Annotated in this window: 9 protein-coding genes and 1 other RNA gene; all 10 read left to right on the forward strand. The window is 64.3% G+C overall.

All coding sequences use genetic code 11. The features are described 5' to 3' along the window. The first annotated feature begins 14 nt into the window (after nucleotides 1-14). The 10 genes from prpC (at nucleotide 15) to ABQU90_RS02090 (ending at nucleotide 15,946) form a co-directional block, all read left to right on the forward strand. Entirely contained in the window at nucleotides 15-1,169 is a 1,155-nt protein-coding gene (gene prpC / locus ABQU90_RS02045; protein WP_323523193.1) for a bifunctional 2-methylcitrate synthase/citrate synthase, read from the forward strand. Nucleotides 1,170-1,370: 201 nt separating this feature from the next. Next, the gene (acnD, locus tag ABQU90_RS02050; protein ID WP_323523194.1) at nucleotides 1,371-3,965 is read left to right on the forward strand and encodes a Fe/S-dependent 2-methylisocitrate dehydratase AcnD; all 2,595 of its coding nucleotides are present in this window, start codon (nucleotides 1,371-1,373) and stop codon (nucleotides 3,963-3,965) included. Nucleotides 3,966-4,054: 89 nt separating this feature from the next. After that, a complete protein-coding gene (locus tag ABQU90_RS02055) occupies nucleotides 4,055-4,297 on the forward strand; it encodes a type II toxin-antitoxin system ParD family antitoxin (protein ID WP_323523195.1) in 243 nt (80 codons plus the stop codon). Continuing rightward, nucleotides 4,294-4,611 carry a type II toxin-antitoxin system RelE/ParE family toxin gene (locus ABQU90_RS02060; RefSeq protein WP_323523196.1) on the forward strand — a complete coding sequence of 106 codons (318 nt, stop codon included), beginning with the start codon at nucleotides 4,294-4,296 and terminating at the stop codon, nucleotides 4,609-4,611. Before ABQU90_RS02055 ends, ABQU90_RS02060 begins: the two co-directional genes overlap by 4 nt. A gap of 81 nt (nucleotides 4,612-4,692) precedes the next feature. Beyond that, nucleotides 4,693-5,892 (forward strand): 2-methylaconitate cis-trans isomerase PrpF, encoded by a 1,200-nt coding sequence (gene prpF, locus ABQU90_RS02065; protein WP_323523197.1) that lies wholly within the window; start codon nucleotides 4,693-4,695, stop codon nucleotides 5,890-5,892. A gap of 414 nt (nucleotides 5,893-6,306) precedes the next feature. After that, nucleotides 6,307-8,523, forward strand: a complete 2,217-nt coding sequence (locus tag ABQU90_RS02070) for a TonB-dependent receptor (protein ID WP_323523198.1) — start codon at nucleotides 6,307-6,309, stop codon at nucleotides 8,521-8,523. Between the two features lie 75 nt (nucleotides 8,524-8,598). Then, nucleotides 8,599-9,597 (forward strand): nucleoside hydrolase, encoded by a 999-nt coding sequence (locus ABQU90_RS02075; RefSeq protein WP_323523200.1) that lies wholly within the window; start codon nucleotides 8,599-8,601, stop codon nucleotides 9,595-9,597. 61 nt (nucleotides 9,598-9,658) lie between these two features. Then, nucleotides 9,659-9,736, forward strand: a non-coding RNA gene (locus tag ABQU90_RS02080) — sX9 sRNA. A gap of 667 nt (nucleotides 9,737-10,403) precedes the next feature. Then, complete coding sequence (locus ABQU90_RS02085) at nucleotides 10,404-15,326, forward strand: alpha-2-macroglobulin family protein (RefSeq protein WP_407078733.1); 4,923 nt, start codon at nucleotides 10,404-10,406, stop codon at nucleotides 15,324-15,326. A 152-nt stretch (nucleotides 15,327-15,478) separates the two neighbouring features. Beyond that, a complete protein-coding gene (locus tag ABQU90_RS02090) occupies nucleotides 15,479-15,946 on the forward strand; it encodes an REP-associated tyrosine transposase (protein ID WP_323523201.1) in 468 nt (155 codons plus the stop codon). Nucleotide 15,947 lies beyond the last annotated feature (1 nt).

The raw sequence follows: 15,947 nt of genomic DNA on the forward strand, positions 1-15,947 counted from the left end.
TGGGAGCTCATCGCATGAACGACACCACCATTCCCGGTTTCAAGCCGAAAAAATCCGTTGCCCTGTCTGGTACTGCTGCAGGCAACACCGCGCTGTGCACCGTGGGGCGCAGCGGCAACGATCTGCACTATCGCGGTTACGACATTCTGGATCTGGCAACCACCAGCGAGTTCGAGGAAATTGCATATCTGCTGGTGCACGGCAAGTTGCCCAATAGCGGCGAATTGCGCGGTTACAAGGCCAAGTTGCGGTCGCTGCGTGGCGTGCCGGCTGCAGTGAAAGCGGCGCTGGAGCAACTGCCGCCGTCGGCACACCCGATGGATGTGATGCGCACCGGCGTCTCGGTGCTGGGCTGCCTGCAGCCAGAAAAGGACGACCATAACCATCCGGGCGCGCGCGACATCGCCGACAAGCTGATGGCATCGTTGGGCTCGATGCTGCTGTATTGGTATCACTACAGCCACAACGGCAAGCGCATCGAAGTGGAAACCGATGACGATTCGATCGGTGGGCATTTCCTGCATCTGCTGCACGGGTTTGCGCCGAAGGAGTCGTGGGTGCGTGCCATGCACACCAGCCTGATCCTGTATGCCGAGCACGAGTTCAACGCGTCCACGTTTGCATGCCGGGTGATCGCCGGCACCGGCAGCGATATGTACAGCGCCATCGCCGGTGGCATCGGCGCGCTGCGCGGACCCAAGCACGGCGGCGCCAACGAAGTGGCCTTCGAAATACAGAAGCGCTACGACACCCCGGATGAAGCGGAAGCCGATATCAAGGCGCGCGTGGAGCGCAAGGAAGTGGTGATCGGCTTTGGCCACCCGGTGTACACGGTGTCCGACCCGCGCAACAAGGTGATCAAGGACGTGGCGCGCGAGCTGTCCGATGCGCAGGGCAGCCGCAAGATGTACGACATTGCCGAGCGCCTGGAAACGGTGATGTGGGACATCAAGAAGATGTTCCCTAACCTGGATTGGTTCAGTGCGGTGAGCTACCACATGATGGGCGTGCCGACGGCGATGTTTACGCCGCTGTTCGTGCTGGCACGCACGGCCGGTTGGAGTGCGCACATCATCGAGCAGCGCGTGGACGGCAAGATCATTCGCCCGTCGGCTAACTACACGGGGCCGGAAGATCAGGTCTTCGTGCCGTTGGATCAGCGCGCCTGACTGTGTGGGCGGCGCTGGCCCTCATCCGCCCTTCGGGCACCTTCTCCCGCTTGCGGGAGAAGGGCACCGCAGCCGCACCGCAGCAGCAGCGGCGCCGGATGGCAGCACCGCAACAGCAACGCAATAGCAGCACCGCAACCGCACAGCAATAGCAGTGCCGCAACCGCAAGAAACCTCGCCCGCCTTGTGATATCGCCAGCCATGAACAGCCAGTACCGCAAGCCCTTGCCGGGCACCTCGTTGGAGTATTTCGATGCACGCGCCGCAGTGGATGCGTTGCAGCCGGGCGCGTATGCAACGCTGCCCTACACCGCGCGCGTGCATGCCGAAAACCTGGTGCGGCGCGCCGAGCCGCAGATGCTGGAGGCCTACCTGCGCCAGCTGATCGAGCGCAAGCGCGACCTGGATTTCCCGTGGTTTCCGGCGCGTGTGGTCTGCCACGACATCCTGGGGCAGACCGCGCTGGTAGATCTGGCCGGCTTGCGCGATGCCATCGCCGAGCAGGGCGGCGACCCGGCGCAGGTCAATCCGGTGGTGCCGGTGCAGTTGATCGTCGATCACTCGCTGGCAGTGGAATACGCCGGCTTCGACAAGCAGGCCTTTGCCAAGAATCGCAGCGTGGAAGATCGACGCAATGCCGATCGCTTTCACTTCATCGAATGGACCAAGCGTGCGTTCGAGAACATGGAAGTGATTCCGCCGGGCAACGGGATCATGCATCAGATCAATCTGGAGAAGATGTCGCCGGTGATCTACACCCTGGATGGCGTGGCGTTTCCGGATACCTGCGTGGGCACCGACAGTCATACCCCGCACGTGGATGCGCTGGGGGTGATCGCCGTGGGTGTGGGCGGGCTGGAAGCGGAGACCGTGATGCTGGGGCGCGCGTCGTGGATGCGGCTGCCCGACATCATCGGCGTGGAATTGTTGGGCCGGCCGGCGCCGGGCATCACCGCCACCGACATTGTGCTGGCCTTGACCGAATTCCTGCGCCAGCAGCGCGTGGTCGGTGCGTATCTGGAGTTTTACGGTGCCGGCGCCAGCGCGCTGACCATCGGCGACCGCGCCACCATCTCCAATATGACGCCAGAATTCGGTGCGACCGCGGCGATGTTTTACATCGACCAGCAGACTATCGACTACCTGCGGCTGACCGGCCGCGAGGACGCGCAGATTGCGCTGGTGGAAACCTACGCGCGGCATACCGGCTTGTGGGCCGACGCTCTGGTCACCGCGCAGTACGAGCGTGTGCTGCAGTTCGACTTGTCGAGCGTGGTGCGCAACATGGCCGGCCCATCCAACCCGCACAAGCGGGTGGCGACCACCGAGCTGGCAAACCGCGGCATCGCCGCTGTGTGGGAAGACGTGCCAGGGCAGATGCCCGATGGTGCGGTGATCATCGCGGCGATTACCTCGTGCACCAACACCTCCAATCCACGCAACGTCATCGCGGCTGGCCTGCTGGCGCGCAATGCCAATGCGCGTGGCCTGACCCGCAAACCGTGGGTGAAAAGTTCGCTGGCGCCCGGCTCCAAGGCGGTGCAGCTGTATCTGGAAGAGGCCGGCTTGCTGAGCGAGCTGGAGCAACTGGGCTTCGGCATCGTGGCGTTTGCGTGCACCACCTGCAATGGCATGAGCGGCGCGTTGGACCCGGTGATCCAGCAGGAGATCATCGATCGCGACCTGTATGCGACGGCGGTGTTGTCGGGCAATCGCAATTTCGATGGGCGCATTCATCCGTATGCCAAGCAGGCGTTTCTCGCTTCGCCGCCGTTGGTGATCGCCTATGCCATCGCAGGAACGGTGCGCTTCGATATCGAAAAGGATGTGCTTGGCATCGATGCGGATGGCACGCCGATCACGCTGAAGGATCTGTGGCCGAGCGATGCGGAGATCGACGCCGTGGTGGCGCGCAGCGTCAAGCCGGAGCATTTCCGCAGCGTGTACGACCCGATGTTCAAGCGTAGCGTGGGGCAGGGCGCGCGCGTGAGCCCGCTGTATGACTGGCGCCCGACCAGCACCTATATTCGCCGTCCGCCGTATTGGGAGGGCGCGTTGGCCGGTGTACGCACGCTGCATGGCATGCGCGCGCTGGCGGTGCTGGGCGACAACATCACCACCGATCACCTGTCTCCCTCCAACGCCATCATGGCCAGCAGTGCGGCCGGCGAATACCTGGCGCAGATGGGCGTGCCGGAAGAAGACTTCAATTCTTACGCCACGCATCGCGGCGACCACCTCACCGCGCAACGCGCCACCTTCGCCAACCCGAAGTTGGTCAACGAAATGGCCGTGGTGGATGGGCAGGTCACCGCCGGTTCGCTGGCACGGCTGGAGCCGGACGGGCAGGTCGTGCGCATGTGGGAAGCGATCGAAACCTATATGACGCGCAAGCAGCCGTTGGTCATCATTGCCGGCGCCGATTACGGGCAGGGTTCGTCGCGCGACTGGGCGGCCAAGGGCGTAAGGCTGGCGGGCGTGGAAGCGATCGTGGCCGAAGGCTTCGAGCGGATCCACCGCACCAACCTGATCGGCATGGGCGTGCTGCCGCTGGAATTCAAGCCGGGCACCGATCGCAAGACACTAGGTATCGACGGTAGCGAAACATTCGACGTGATGGGCGAGCGTACGCCAGGCGCAACGCTGACGTTATCGATCCATCGCCGCAACGGCGAGCAGCTGCAGGTGCCGGTGACCTGCCGTCTGGATACTGCGGAAGAAGTGGCGATCTATGAAGCCGGTGGCGTGTTGCAACGGTTTGCGCAGGATTTTCTGGAAGCGAGCAAGGTGGCGTAGGCATTGCTTTCTGTTGGGTGTGGCGGCCGCTTGCGGCTCGCCTTGCCAGGGAGCACACTTTTGGCAATCTTTGCCATCGGGAATCATGAATGGCCACCATGAACATTTCGCTGCCTGACGAACTCAAGGCATTTGTCGACCAACAGGTCCTCGAACACGCTTACGGCTCCAGCAGCGAGTACCTGCGAGAGCTAATTCGCCGGCAGCGAGATGTGCAACAGTTGCGCGGTGCGCTGTTGGATGGCGCAAATTCGGGGCCTGCAATTCCGATGGGCAATGAGTTGTTCGAGACACTGCGGGAACGTGCCCACGCACGTGCCGCCGGCACGTGAGCTCGGCGCATTGGCGCCCGCTGGCACTACAGGATGTCGAGGTAGCTGCAGCGTGGTACGGCACCGAAGCGGGTGTGCAGCGCGAATTGTCCTTCGTAAAGGCACTCGAATCGGCAGTGGCAACGATCACGCGTCACCCCGGCGTAGGCTCCAGTCGCCACGGCATGCTGCTGCAGTTACCGGACATTCGTTCCTGGCCATTAAAAGGATATCCGTATCTGCTGTTCTACACCGCACACGCAACCGATCTCGTCATCTGGCGTGTTCTGCACATGCAGCGTGATATTCCCGCCTGGATGATGGATACGCCTTAAATCTCAGCGACATGCAGTCTTGCAAGCGTTGTTGCCAACCACGCATCAGCTACCGATCGCTCCCTGACACGGCATAAAAAAATGACCTATCTCCCCCAACTCCGCATCCCCGCCACCTACCTGCGCGGCGGTACCAGCAAAGGCGTGTTTTTCCGCCTGCAGGATCTGCCGGTTGCCGCACAACAGCCGGGGCCGGCGCGCGATGCGTTGTTGCTGCGGGTGATCGGTAGCCCCGATCCGTATGCCAAGCAGATCGATGGCATGGGCGGGGCCACGTCCAGTACCAGCAAGAGCGTGATCGTCTCTGCCAGTGCGCGCGACGGGCATGATGTGGACTATCTGTTCGGGCAGGTGTCCATCGATAGCGCGTTCGTGGATTGGAGCGGCAACTGCGGCAACCTGTCGGCGGCGGTGGGGCCGTTTGCGATCGCCAATGGCCTGGTCGATGCGGCGCGGGTGCCGCATGATGGTGTGGCGACGGTGCGGATCTGGCAGGCCAATATCGGCAAGACTATCGTGGCGCACGTGCCGATGAGCGACGGTCAGGTGCAGGAAACCGGCGATTTCGAGCTGGATGGAGTGACCTTTCCCGCCGCCGAAGTGCAGCTGGAATTTCTCGACCCCGCCGATGCGGCCGAAGGCGAGGGCGGTGCGATGTTTCCCACCGGCAAGCTGATCGATCAGCTGGAGATTCCTGGCCTGGGCACGATCGCCGCCACGCTGATCAATGCCGGCATCCCGACCATTTTTGTCAACGCGCATGACCTGGGTTACACCGGCACCGAATTGCAGGACGCGATCAATGGCGATCCGCGTGCGCTGGCCATGTTCGAAACATTGCGTGCGCATGGCGCGGTGCGGATGGGGTTGATTGCCAGCATCGACGAAGCCGCCACGCGCCAGCACACCCCCAAGGTCGCCTTCGTTGCGCCGCCCGCGGACTACACCGCCTCCAGCGGCAAGCCGGTGCTTGCCGGCGAGATCGATCTGCTGGTGCGTGCGATGTCGATGGGCAAGTTGCACCACGCGATGATGGGCACTGCCGCCGTCGCCATCGGGACCGCAGCGGCGGTGCCCGGTACCCTGGTCAATCTGGCTGCCGGTGGCACGACGCGGACCGCGGTGCGTTTCGGCCATCCGTCCGGCACCTTGCGTGTCGGTGCGGAGGCAACACTGGTGGACGGGCAGTGGCAGGTGACCAAGGCGCTGATGAGCCGCAGTGCGCGGGTCCTCATGGAAGGCTGGGTGCGCGTGCCGGGTGATGTTGTCAAGGTCGAGTGAACGGAACACGGATGCACGTGGGTGGATGTCTCCGGTGGCGGGCGGAGCGGGGGCGTCTACGCCGGTTTAGAAATCTGCGGGCGGTCCATGGCGGCTTGTCTATGTGCTCGTCAAACGGTATCGGGGCAGTCGTCGTGTGGGTTTTCGTTTGGGCTCGCGTGCGCGCCGCGTGCCGTCGCCGGGCCCAGTGCAGCCAAGCCTGTTCATGCGGCCCATGTGCTGAGCAATGCCTGCTGAGACACACAACGCTCCAGCGCACAAATTGCACGGGGGTGTTGCATTAATTAGAACGCCATTTCTAATTATGAAAACTTTTTCGCACGGGCTCTGCCAAATTTGTGTAAATCGTGTTAATTCTGTTGCAACGCGGCATGGAAAGCAGGCCGCTCCGCCAACCGAATTCGGAGTCTTCCCATGTCAGCCAGCCGGTCGCTCAAGATCAGCGCGCTTGCCGTTGCCGTCGTTTCCCTTCTGCCGCTCTACGCCGCCGCCCAGCAAGCGCCCAGCGCCGACGGTGTCGTGCGTCTGGATGCGGTCAAGGTCACGGTCGAGCGTCGCTCGGAAGACTCCAAGGATGTGCCGGTGTCCGCCAGCGTGTTGCGCCCGGAATTTCTGGACGCCATTTCCACCAGCGGCTCGGACATCCGCGTGCTGGCCGGCAAGGCGCCGAGCCTGAACATCGAATCGTCCAACGGCCGTGTGTTCCCGCGCGTGTACATCCGCGGCTACGGCAACACCGACTTCAATACTTATGCCTCGCAGCCGGTGTCGTTGATCTATGACGACGTGGTGCAGGAAAACGCCTTCCTGAAGGGCTTCCCGATCTTCGATCTGGAAGGCCTGGAAGTATTGCGTGGCCCGCAAGGCACCTTGTTCGGCCGCAATACGCCGGCCGGCGTGGTCAAGTTCAACTCGGTCAAGCCGACCATCGGCTCCAATGACGGCTACGCCAGCCTGTCCTATGGCACCTACGGCACCATGACGCTGGAAAGCGGCCTGAGCATCGCGATGGGCGAGCATTGGGCGGCGCGTCTGTCCACCTTGGGCCAGCGCCGCGACGACTGGGTCGAAAACCGCGACGGCCGCGATCTTGAAGGCTATACCGACTCTGCCGTGCGCCTGCAGTTGCTGTACCAGGCCAGCGACGATTTCAGCGCATTGTTCAACGCGCATGCGCGCCATCTGGACGGCACCGCGCGCCTGTTCCGCGCCAACATCATCCAGCCCGGCACCAACCAGCTGGTGGATGGCTTCGACGCAGAAAAATCCTTCATCGACGGCGCCAACACCCAGGAACTGCAGACCTATGGCGGCAGCGCCAATCTGACCTGGGACCTGGGCGATATCGCGCTGCACTCGATCACCGCCTACGAAGGCATCGGCAAGTACTACAGCCGTGGCGACATCGACGGCGGCTTCGGCGCGGTCTTCGCACCGCCGTCCGGCCCGGGCGCGATTCCGTTCCCGGTGGAAACCGCCGGCGGCATCAAGAGCCTGGACCAGTACAGCCAGGAACTGCGCGCCGAATCGCAGTACGAAGGTCCGCTCAACTGGCAGGCCGGCCTGTACTACTTCCACGACGATGTGGAAGGCGAAAACTACACCTACAACACCTTCAGTGGCGGCGATCTGGCCAGCTACCAGCTGACCCGCCAGCGCAATACCTCGTGGGCAGCGTTCGGCTCGTTGAACTACGCGGCCACCGACCGTTTGAACCTGCGCGCCGGTATCCGCTACACCTACGACAAGAAGACCTTCGACGTATTGGCGCTGGACCGCGTCACGCTGGTCGAGCCGTCCAGCGGCGAGACCGATAACTCCAAGATCACCGGCGATTTGGCCGCGACGTTCTCCATCAACGACGACGTCAACGTGTATGCACGTGCCGCGCGTGGCTTCCGCGGCGCCAGCTTCGGCGTGCCCTCGGGCACCGCGCCGCTGACCGTGGCCGAGCCGGAGACGGTGGATTCGTTCGAGATCGGCATCAAGTCGGATCTGTTCGACAACCGCGCGCGCCTGAGCTTCGACATCTACGATTTCCGGGTCAAGAACCAGCAGCTCACCGCAGTAGGCGGCGCCTCCAACGATGTGCGTCTGCTCAACGCCGACAAGACCAAGGCACGCGGCGCCGAGTTCGATTTCGAAGCGTTGATCACCCAGAACCTGCGTGTCACCGCCGGTGGCGCCTACAACTGGACCCGCATCGACGACCCGAACCTGTCGGTGGGCGTGTGCCGCACCTGCACCGTGACCGACCCGCTCAATGCGGCCGGCCGCGCGCTGATCGACGGTAACGACCTACCGCAGGCGTCCAAGTGGATGGCCAACGCCACGCTGCGTTACGGCATCCCGATGGGCAACGACGGCGAGCTGTTCTTCTACACCGACTGGTCCTACCGCAGCGAAGTGAATTTCTTCCTGTACGACTCCAAGGAATTCACCGGCCAGCCGCTGGTCGAAGGCGGCGCCAAGATCGGTTACAACTGGGGCGCCGGTGCGTACGAGTTGTCGGTGTTCTGCCGCAACTGCACCAACCAGATCCGCGTGACCGGTGCGATCGATTTCAACAACCTCACCGGCTTCATCAACGACCCGCGCATCGTTGGCGCCCAGTTCCGCGCCAACTTCTGATCGGCGTCGTTGTACGGTAGAACGCGAACCGCCGGCCAGCATGCCGGCGGTTTTTTTTTGCAGCAGGAGAAACAGATGCAACACAGATGGCAACGCACCTGGAGCATGCTGGCGATGTGGTGCCTCTGCGCCGCCGCGTGGGCACAGACGCCCGCCGCGGCGGTGCAGCGCACAGCTGTGCCTGCGCCGGCCGACATGGTGGTGGTCTCCACCGATATCGGCGACGACATCGACGATGCGTTCGCGCTGGCACTGCTGTTGCGTCGCCCGCAGGTGCGGGTGCTGGGCATGGCATCGGCGTGGGGGGATACCACGCTGCGTGCACAGCTGTTGCAGCGTTTGTTGCAGCAGGCCGGGCGCAGCGACATCCCGTTGGCGGTGGGCAAGCGCACCACCAGCACGATTGCCTTCAGTCAGGCGAACTGGGCCGCGAAAGGGCAGCTGCCGAGCGGCTTGCCCGATGCAGCGACGATGATCCTGCAGCAGGCGCAGCGCCATCCGGGTGAGGTGACCTTGCTGGTGCTGGGCCCGATGACCGATGCCGCACTGGCGCAGCAACGCGACCCGGCGGGCTTTGCCAAGCTCAAGCGAATCGTGGCGATGGGCGGGTCGGTGCGGGTGGGCTACGGCAAGTCCACGTATCGCCCGGCCAGCGCGCCGGCCGCCGAGTACAACATCGTGTCCGATGTGGCAGCCGCGCAGCGCGTGTTCGCGGCCGGCGTGCCGATCGTCCTACTGCCGCTGGATGCTACCCAGATCACCCTGGAAGAACCCGAGCGTATCGCGCTGTTTGCGCACGGCGATGGCCTGACCGACGCGCTCACCCAGCTCTACTACCAATGGCGCAACACCGACCAGCCCTGGGCGAGCGCAACGCCGACCTTGTTCGATGCCGTGCCGGTGGCCTGGTTGCTGCGCCCCGAACTGTGCCCGACCACGCCGCTGCGTCTGGACGTCGATGCGCAAGGCTATACGCGTGAAGGGCGGGGCACGCCGAACGTGCAGGCCTGCCTGCGCGCGGACAAGCCGGCGTTGATCGACCTGTACATGCGCACGGTGTTGCAGTTGCAGTGAGAGCAGCGAACAAAAGGACTGAGCAACCGTCAGGCGGGCGCGGCCGGTGCTCGGTGCGGGCATGTATCGCTTGTGCACTCCGGTGCTGAGTGCGCCGTCCACACCTGCCTGACGACTGGTCGTTACGTTTTTTTTCGCTGCTCTAAGAACAGCGAGAAAAACGGAGTTAGCGCCCTCCGGTGGTGAGCACCGTGGTTTTGTTGCCCACTCTATTTTTCTGCAGTCAAAAGCCTGGTTAGTCGAGCGCGCGGTGCCCTCACCGCTTGCGGGACACGCCGTACATCCGTCCATGGAGGCTCGGTGGCGGCATCCATGCCGCCACACGGTCCCGCAGGCGGCGAGGACACCGCACCCGGAACGTTCGCAGGTTGCTTTGTTCAACGCCTGCCTGTTGCTCTGCTTGCGATGGGACGTTTGTCGGGCGCACCGCTATCCAGACAGCGCATGTCATGCCGTGCTTGTAATCATGCACACCAACACTCTCGACTTGTCCTTGGCCGCCTACCGTCGTGGGACCTTACGCGTCATGGATGCCGCATAAGAGCTCACATCGAAGTACTTGCGGCGTGTCCCGCGACGGTGGGCGGCCAAGGACCCTGCAGCCACGTCGCAGCTCAGCGGCCCTGCAATAGACCGGCGTCAAACCACTGGGCTCACCTCAGCTCCGGCACGCCGGTGCCAGCGCGGCATGCACACAGCCGCGCACGATCACCGCCCATCGGCAAGTTCACGACCGGCCACACATCCGACATCGGCGGCGTGAAGCACGTCGCTATACTGGCCACCTCAGTCATGGGGTAGCGCGAATGGACAGGCAGCAATCAGGGATGAAGTGGTTTGGCGCGCGGCGCATGCTGCTATGGGTGGTACTGCTGACCGTGGCGATCGGCGGGGTGGCGTGCAAACGCAACGAAAGCGGGCAGCTGCCCACCGCCAGCGGCGAGGCGATCAAGGCCGACAAGCAGGCGATTACCGGGTTTGCGCTCGCGCGCGCCTATCCCGACCAGACCGGCGACGGCCTGTCGCTGGCGCTGGAATTCTCGCGTCCGCTGGTGGGCACGCAGGATTTCGATGCGCTGGTGCGCTTCGAAGAAAAGGTCGGCACCGGCGACAGCAGCTGGTCGCTGTCCGACGACGGCAAGACGCTGCGTTACCCGTACGTGGAAGCCGCCAAGGACTACACGGTGCTGGTCGACGCCAATCTGCTGGCCGCCGATGGCAGCCGCCTGGGCAAGCCGTTCAAGCAGAAGGTCTATACCGGCGAACTCAAGCCGGTGGTCGGGTTCGCTTCGCAAGGCAGTGTGTTGCCGGCGCGCGAAAGTCGCGGCCTGCCGGTGGTGTCGGTCAACGTGCCGGAAGTGGACGTGGAATTTCTGCGCGTGCGCGAGAAGTCGCTGCCGGCGTTCTTCCAGCAGTTCCAGCGCGGCGGCCGTCGTGGCAGCTGGGAGCTTGAGAGCGAGTACAACGACAAACAACCGCTGTCCAAGCTGGCCGACCCGGTGTACGTCAACCGTTTCATCCTGGGCGGCAAGCAGAACGAGCGCGTGCTGACCTACCTGCCGACGCAGGACATCAAGGAGCTGCAGGAGCCTGGCCTGTACTTTGCGGTGATGAAGCGCGCCGGCAGCTTCGAGAACGAACAAGAGACCGCGTTCTTCACCGTCAGCGACATCGGCCTGCACACGCGCGCTTACAAGGACAAGTTGTTCGTGCACACCGCCTCATTGCAGAGCGGCGAGCCGATCAAAAATGTGGAAGTGCGCATCCTCGATGCCAAGGGCGAGCTGTTCCTCAAGGGCGCCACCGACGGCAACGGCAATGCGCTGCTCAACTACACGCTCGATGCCGGCCACGTGCTGGTGGCGCGCAGCAAGACCGATGTCTCGTTGCTGCCGTTCAACCAACCGGCGCTGGATCTGAGCGAATTCGCCGTGGCTGGGCGCCAGAGTGCCTGGTTTGACGTGTTCGCCTGGGCCGGCCGCGATCTGTATCGCCCCGGCGAAACCATGCGTGTGTCGGCGATCCTGCGCGACAACGATGGCAAGCCTACCAAGCCGCAACCGGTCTTCCTGCGCCTCAAGCAGCCGGACGGCAAGACCTTCCGCGAAACCAAACTGCAGCCGGGCGAGCAGGGCTACTTCGAATTCACCCAGCAGATTCCTGCCGATGCCGCGACCGGCCGCTGGCAGGTGGAGTTCCGCACCGACCCGGCCAGCAAGGATGCCGTGCAGGGCATGACCGTGCGCGTGGAAGAGTTCCTGCCCGAGCGCATGAAGCTGGACCTGGATGCCGCGCAAAAGACCTTGAGTGCCGGCCAGCCGTTCAAGCTGGTCGCCACTGCCGCGTATCTGTATGGCGCGCCGGCCGATGGCAACCGTTTCACCGCCAAACTTGCGGTCAGCGTCGAGCAGCATCCGCTGGAGTCGTTGCCGGGCTGGTTCTTCGGCGACCCCACCCTGGAGCTGCCGCGCGAAGCCAAGGACGTGATCGATACCGAGTTCGGTAGCGACGGCATCCTGCGCGAAGACATCGCGCTGCCCAGCGAAGCCAAGCCGGTCAGCACGATTGCTGCAGTGGTCTCCGGTAGCGTGTACGAAACCGGCGGACGCACGGTGACCCGCACGGTCAAGCGCGTGCTGTGGCCGGCCAAGGCGCTGGTTGGCGTGCGCCCGTTGTTCGACGACGAAGACGGCGCCGATGCCAACGGCAGCGCGCGCTTCGAACTCACCCGCGTGGATGCCGACGGCAAACCGCAGCCGGCCAAGGGCCTGAAAGCCACGCTGGTGCGCGAGCTGCGCGACTACCACTGGAACTACAACGACAACCACTGGGATTACGACTTCACCCGCCGCTTCGAGAACAAGGACACGCGCACGCTCGATGTGGGCAGCGCCAACGCCAAGCTCGATTTCCCGGTGGAGTGGGGCGAGTACCGCCTGGACGTGTTCGACCCGGCCACCGGGCTGACCACGCGTTACCCGTTCCGCGCCGGTTGGAGCTGGAATGACGAAAACCGCGGCCTGGATGCGCGTCCGGACAAGGTCAAGCTGGCGCTGGACAAGACCGGCTACCGCGCCGGCGACACGCTCAAGGTCACGCTGACTCCGCCGCACGCCGGTAAGGGCGTGCTGCTGGTGGAAAGCGACAAGCTGCTCTACGTGCAGGATATCGACGTCAAGCCGGGCAGCACATTCGAAATTCCGGTGACAGAAGCCTGGGAGCGCCACGACGTCTACGTCACCGCGCTGGTGTTCCGTGGCGGTACCGCGCCGAGCAAGATCACCCCCGCGCGTGCGGTGGGCGTGGCGCATGTGCCGATGGATCGCAAGGCGCGGCGCGTAGCGGTGGGCTTGTCCGCGCCCAAGCAGATGCGTCCCGAGCAATCGTTGCCGGTGACGGTGAGCGTGCCGGAACTGGCGGGCAAGGCGGCGCACGTCACCATCTCGGCGGTGGACGTGGGCATCCTCAACATCACCCGCTTCCCGGTGCCCGATGCCAACGCGCAGTTCTTCGCGCAACGTCGCCTGGGCACCGATGCCTATGACATTTATGGCCGCGTGATCGAAAGTTTCGAAGGCGCCAGCGGCAAGCTCAAGTTCGGCGGCGACATGGCGCTGGAAGCGCTGCCGCAGGCCAAACGCCCGACCGCCCGCGTGCAGACCGTGGACCTGTTCTCCGGGTCGGTGACGCTCGATGCCCGTGGCAATGCGCGCGTGCAACTGCCGGTGCCGGATTTCAATGGCACCTTGCGGGTGTCGGCGCTGGTGTATTCGGACACGCGTTACGGCAATCGCGATATGGAAACGGTGGTGCGTGCGCCCATCCTGGCCGAAGCCAGCATGCCGCGCGTGATGGCGCCGGGCGACCGCAGCACGGTGACGCTGGACGTGCAGAACTTCACTGGCAAGCCGGGCGAGTTCAATGTGCGCGTGGACGGCATCGGCCCGCTGGCCATTGCCGAGGCGTCGCGCAGCATCAAGCTGGGCGTGGATGCCAAGCAGACCTTGAGCTTCCCGCTCACCGCCACCGAAGGCTATAGCGTGGCCAAGGTGCGCGTGCGCGTGGACGGCAATGGCTTCAAGGCCGACCGTAACTACGAGCTGCCGGTGCGTGCCGGGTGGCCGCAGGTGTTGCGCACGCAGACGCGCGTGCTCGACCCGCTGGCGCCGATCACCCTGGACAGCAGCTTTGCCGACGGTCTGATGGCCGGCTCGGTGACTGCGCGCATGGTGGTCAGCCCGCTGCCGCCGATTCCGTTCGCCAGCGCCATGCAGGGCGCGCTGGATTACCCGTATGGCTGCGCCGAGCAGACCACCAGCAAGGGCTATGCAGCGCTGTTGCTCGACGAGGCCACCGCCAAGGCGCTGGGCACCAAGGGGCTGGATGCGGCCACGCGCCGCGAGCGCATGGAAGGCGCGTTCGGCCGCCTGGCGTCGATGCAGATCGCCAGCGGGCATTTTTCGATGTGGGGCGACGACGGCTACGTCAATCCGGGCTTGACCCCCTACATCGCCGAGTTCCTGCTCGACGCCAAGGACGCCGGCTTTGCGGTGCCCGATAACGTGCTGCAGAAGGCACTCAATCGCCTGAGCGAAGATCTGCTCTCCGGCGGCAACGAGTTCTATGGGCAGGACCGTCGCGACAACCTGAAGTTCGCCAACCAGGCGTGGTCGGGTTACGTGTTGGCACGCGTCAACCGCGCCCCGCTGGGCACGCTGCGCGCGCTGTACGACAACCAGCGCGACAAGGCGTTGACTGGCCTGTCGCTGGTGCATCTGGGCGCGGCGTTGTCGCTGCAGGGCGACACCAAGCGCGGTGACGCGGCGATCAAGGCCGGGTTTGCCAAGGACAGCGCCGAGCGTCCGCGCTATCTGAGCGATTACGGCAGTGTGGTGCGCGACGATGCCTTGATGATGGCGTTGCTGCACGAACGTGGTTTGTCCAAGCCCGAGTACGACACCCGCGTGGTGGCCCTGGGGCAGGCACTGGATGCACGCCGCGCTGGCGGTGTGTTGTGGCTGAGCACGCAGGAGCAGATTGCGCTGGCGCGGCTGGGCAAGGCGTTGATGGTGGGGCAGGGCAAGCAGGTCTCGGGCAGTTTGACCGTCGGCGATGAGGTGCAGCAGATCGCACCGGCCCGCGTGTTCGGACGCAGCTTCGACAGTGCGGCGCTGGCCCGCGGCGTGCAGTTCGCGCCGCAGGGCGAAGCGCCGATGTATGCCAGTCTGGAAGTGGCCGGCATCCCGCGCACTGCACCGGAAGCAGACACGCGCCACCTCAGCGTGGAGCGCAGCTGGTACACCACCGACGGCAAGCCGTGGACGCCGCGTGCACTGAAGGAGGGCGAGGCACTGATTGTGCGCGTCACCATCACCGCCAACGAATCGATGCCCGATGCGTTGCTCACCGATCTGTTGCCGGCCGGCCTGGAAATCGAGAATTTCAATCTCGGCGATGCCAAGCAATGGGCCGACGTGGTGGTGGACGGTATCGGCGTCAGCGAGCGTTCCAGTGCCGCCGACGTCAAGCACGAAGAGTTCCGCGACGACCGTTATGTGGCCGCGCTGGCGCTGTCGTCGGGCAGCAAGGCGCAGGTGTATTACCTGGTGCGCGCGGTGACGCCGGGCACCTACACCGTTCCGCCGTCACTGGTGGAAGACATGTATCGCCCCGAGCTGCGTGGCGTGGGCCGCACCACCCCGGCGACGATCACGGTGGTGCAGCCGTAAAGGCAACAAGGTAGGAGCGCGCTCGCGCGCGATGGAGCTTTCCCGGCTATACCCCATCGCACGCAAGCGCGCTCCTACGGTCGGGGTTTCCTCACTGAAGCGAGCGCCCGACCCCGATGCAAGGATTTGCGTGGGCGGGCCAGCATGCATCGATGATCAGCCCCATCTCCGTAGGACATCGTGCACTACGTCGTGGCCGGTGCTCGCTCGCAAAGTGCTGCTATCTACTCACCGTGACAACTGTCCAGCGGCGACGTGTGTTCGACGATTTTCAGCTGGCCGCGTCAGCGTGCCGCGCGTTCATCGCCGCGCAGCCAGAAGATGCCACCTTACTTGCCTGGGTGCTGATGCCGGACCATGTTCACTGGCTGGTCCAGCTGGGGGACGTCACTCCGCTGGCGCGGGTGGTGTCATGCATGAAGGCAGCAAGCACGCGTGCGGTCAATCAGCAGCGCGGGGTGCCCGCCGCAGTTTGGGCGCGGGCCTACCAGGACCGCGGCTTGCGCAATGAAGACGATCTGCGCAGCGTGGCTCGCTACCTGATCGCCAATCCGCTTCGCGCCGGATTGGTGGAGCGGGTCGGTGACTATCCATTCTGGGATGCAATCTGGCTGCCGTAGG

The sequence above is a fragment of the Xanthomonas sp. WHRI 10207 genome, assembly GCF_040202975.1.
In the GTDB taxonomy this organism is placed as follows: Bacteria; Pseudomonadota; Gammaproteobacteria; order Xanthomonadales; family Xanthomonadaceae; genus Xanthomonas.

Excerpts from the sequence above, each read along its gene's own strand:
- ABQU90_RS02070 (WP_323523198.1), top strand. The coding sequence starts at position 6,307 with ATGTCAGCCAGCCGGTCGCTCAAGATCAGCGCGCTTGCCGTTGCCGTC.
- prpF (WP_323523197.1), top strand. The coding sequence starts at position 4,693 with ATGACCTATCTCCCCCAACTCCGCATCCCCGCCACCTACCTGCGCGGC.
- ABQU90_RS02055 (WP_323523195.1), top strand. The coding sequence starts at position 4,055 with ATGGCCACCATGAACATTTCGCTGCCTGACGAACTCAAGGCATTTGTC.
- prpC (WP_323523193.1), top strand. The coding sequence starts at position 15 with ATGAACGACACCACCATTCCCGGTTTCAAGCCGAAAAAATCCGTTGCC.
- acnD (WP_323523194.1), top strand. The coding sequence starts at position 1,371 with ATGAACAGCCAGTACCGCAAGCCCTTGCCGGGCACCTCGTTGGAGTAT.
- ABQU90_RS02075 (WP_323523200.1), top strand. The coding sequence starts at position 8,599 with ATGCAACACAGATGGCAACGCACCTGGAGCATGCTGGCGATGTGGTGC.
- ABQU90_RS02090 (WP_323523201.1), top strand. The coding sequence starts at position 15,479 with ATGATCAGCCCCATCTCCGTAGGACATCGTGCACTACGTCGTGGCCGG.
- ABQU90_RS02085 (WP_407078733.1), top strand. The coding sequence starts at position 10,404 with ATGGACAGGCAGCAATCAGGGATGAAGTGGTTTGGCGCGCGGCGCATG.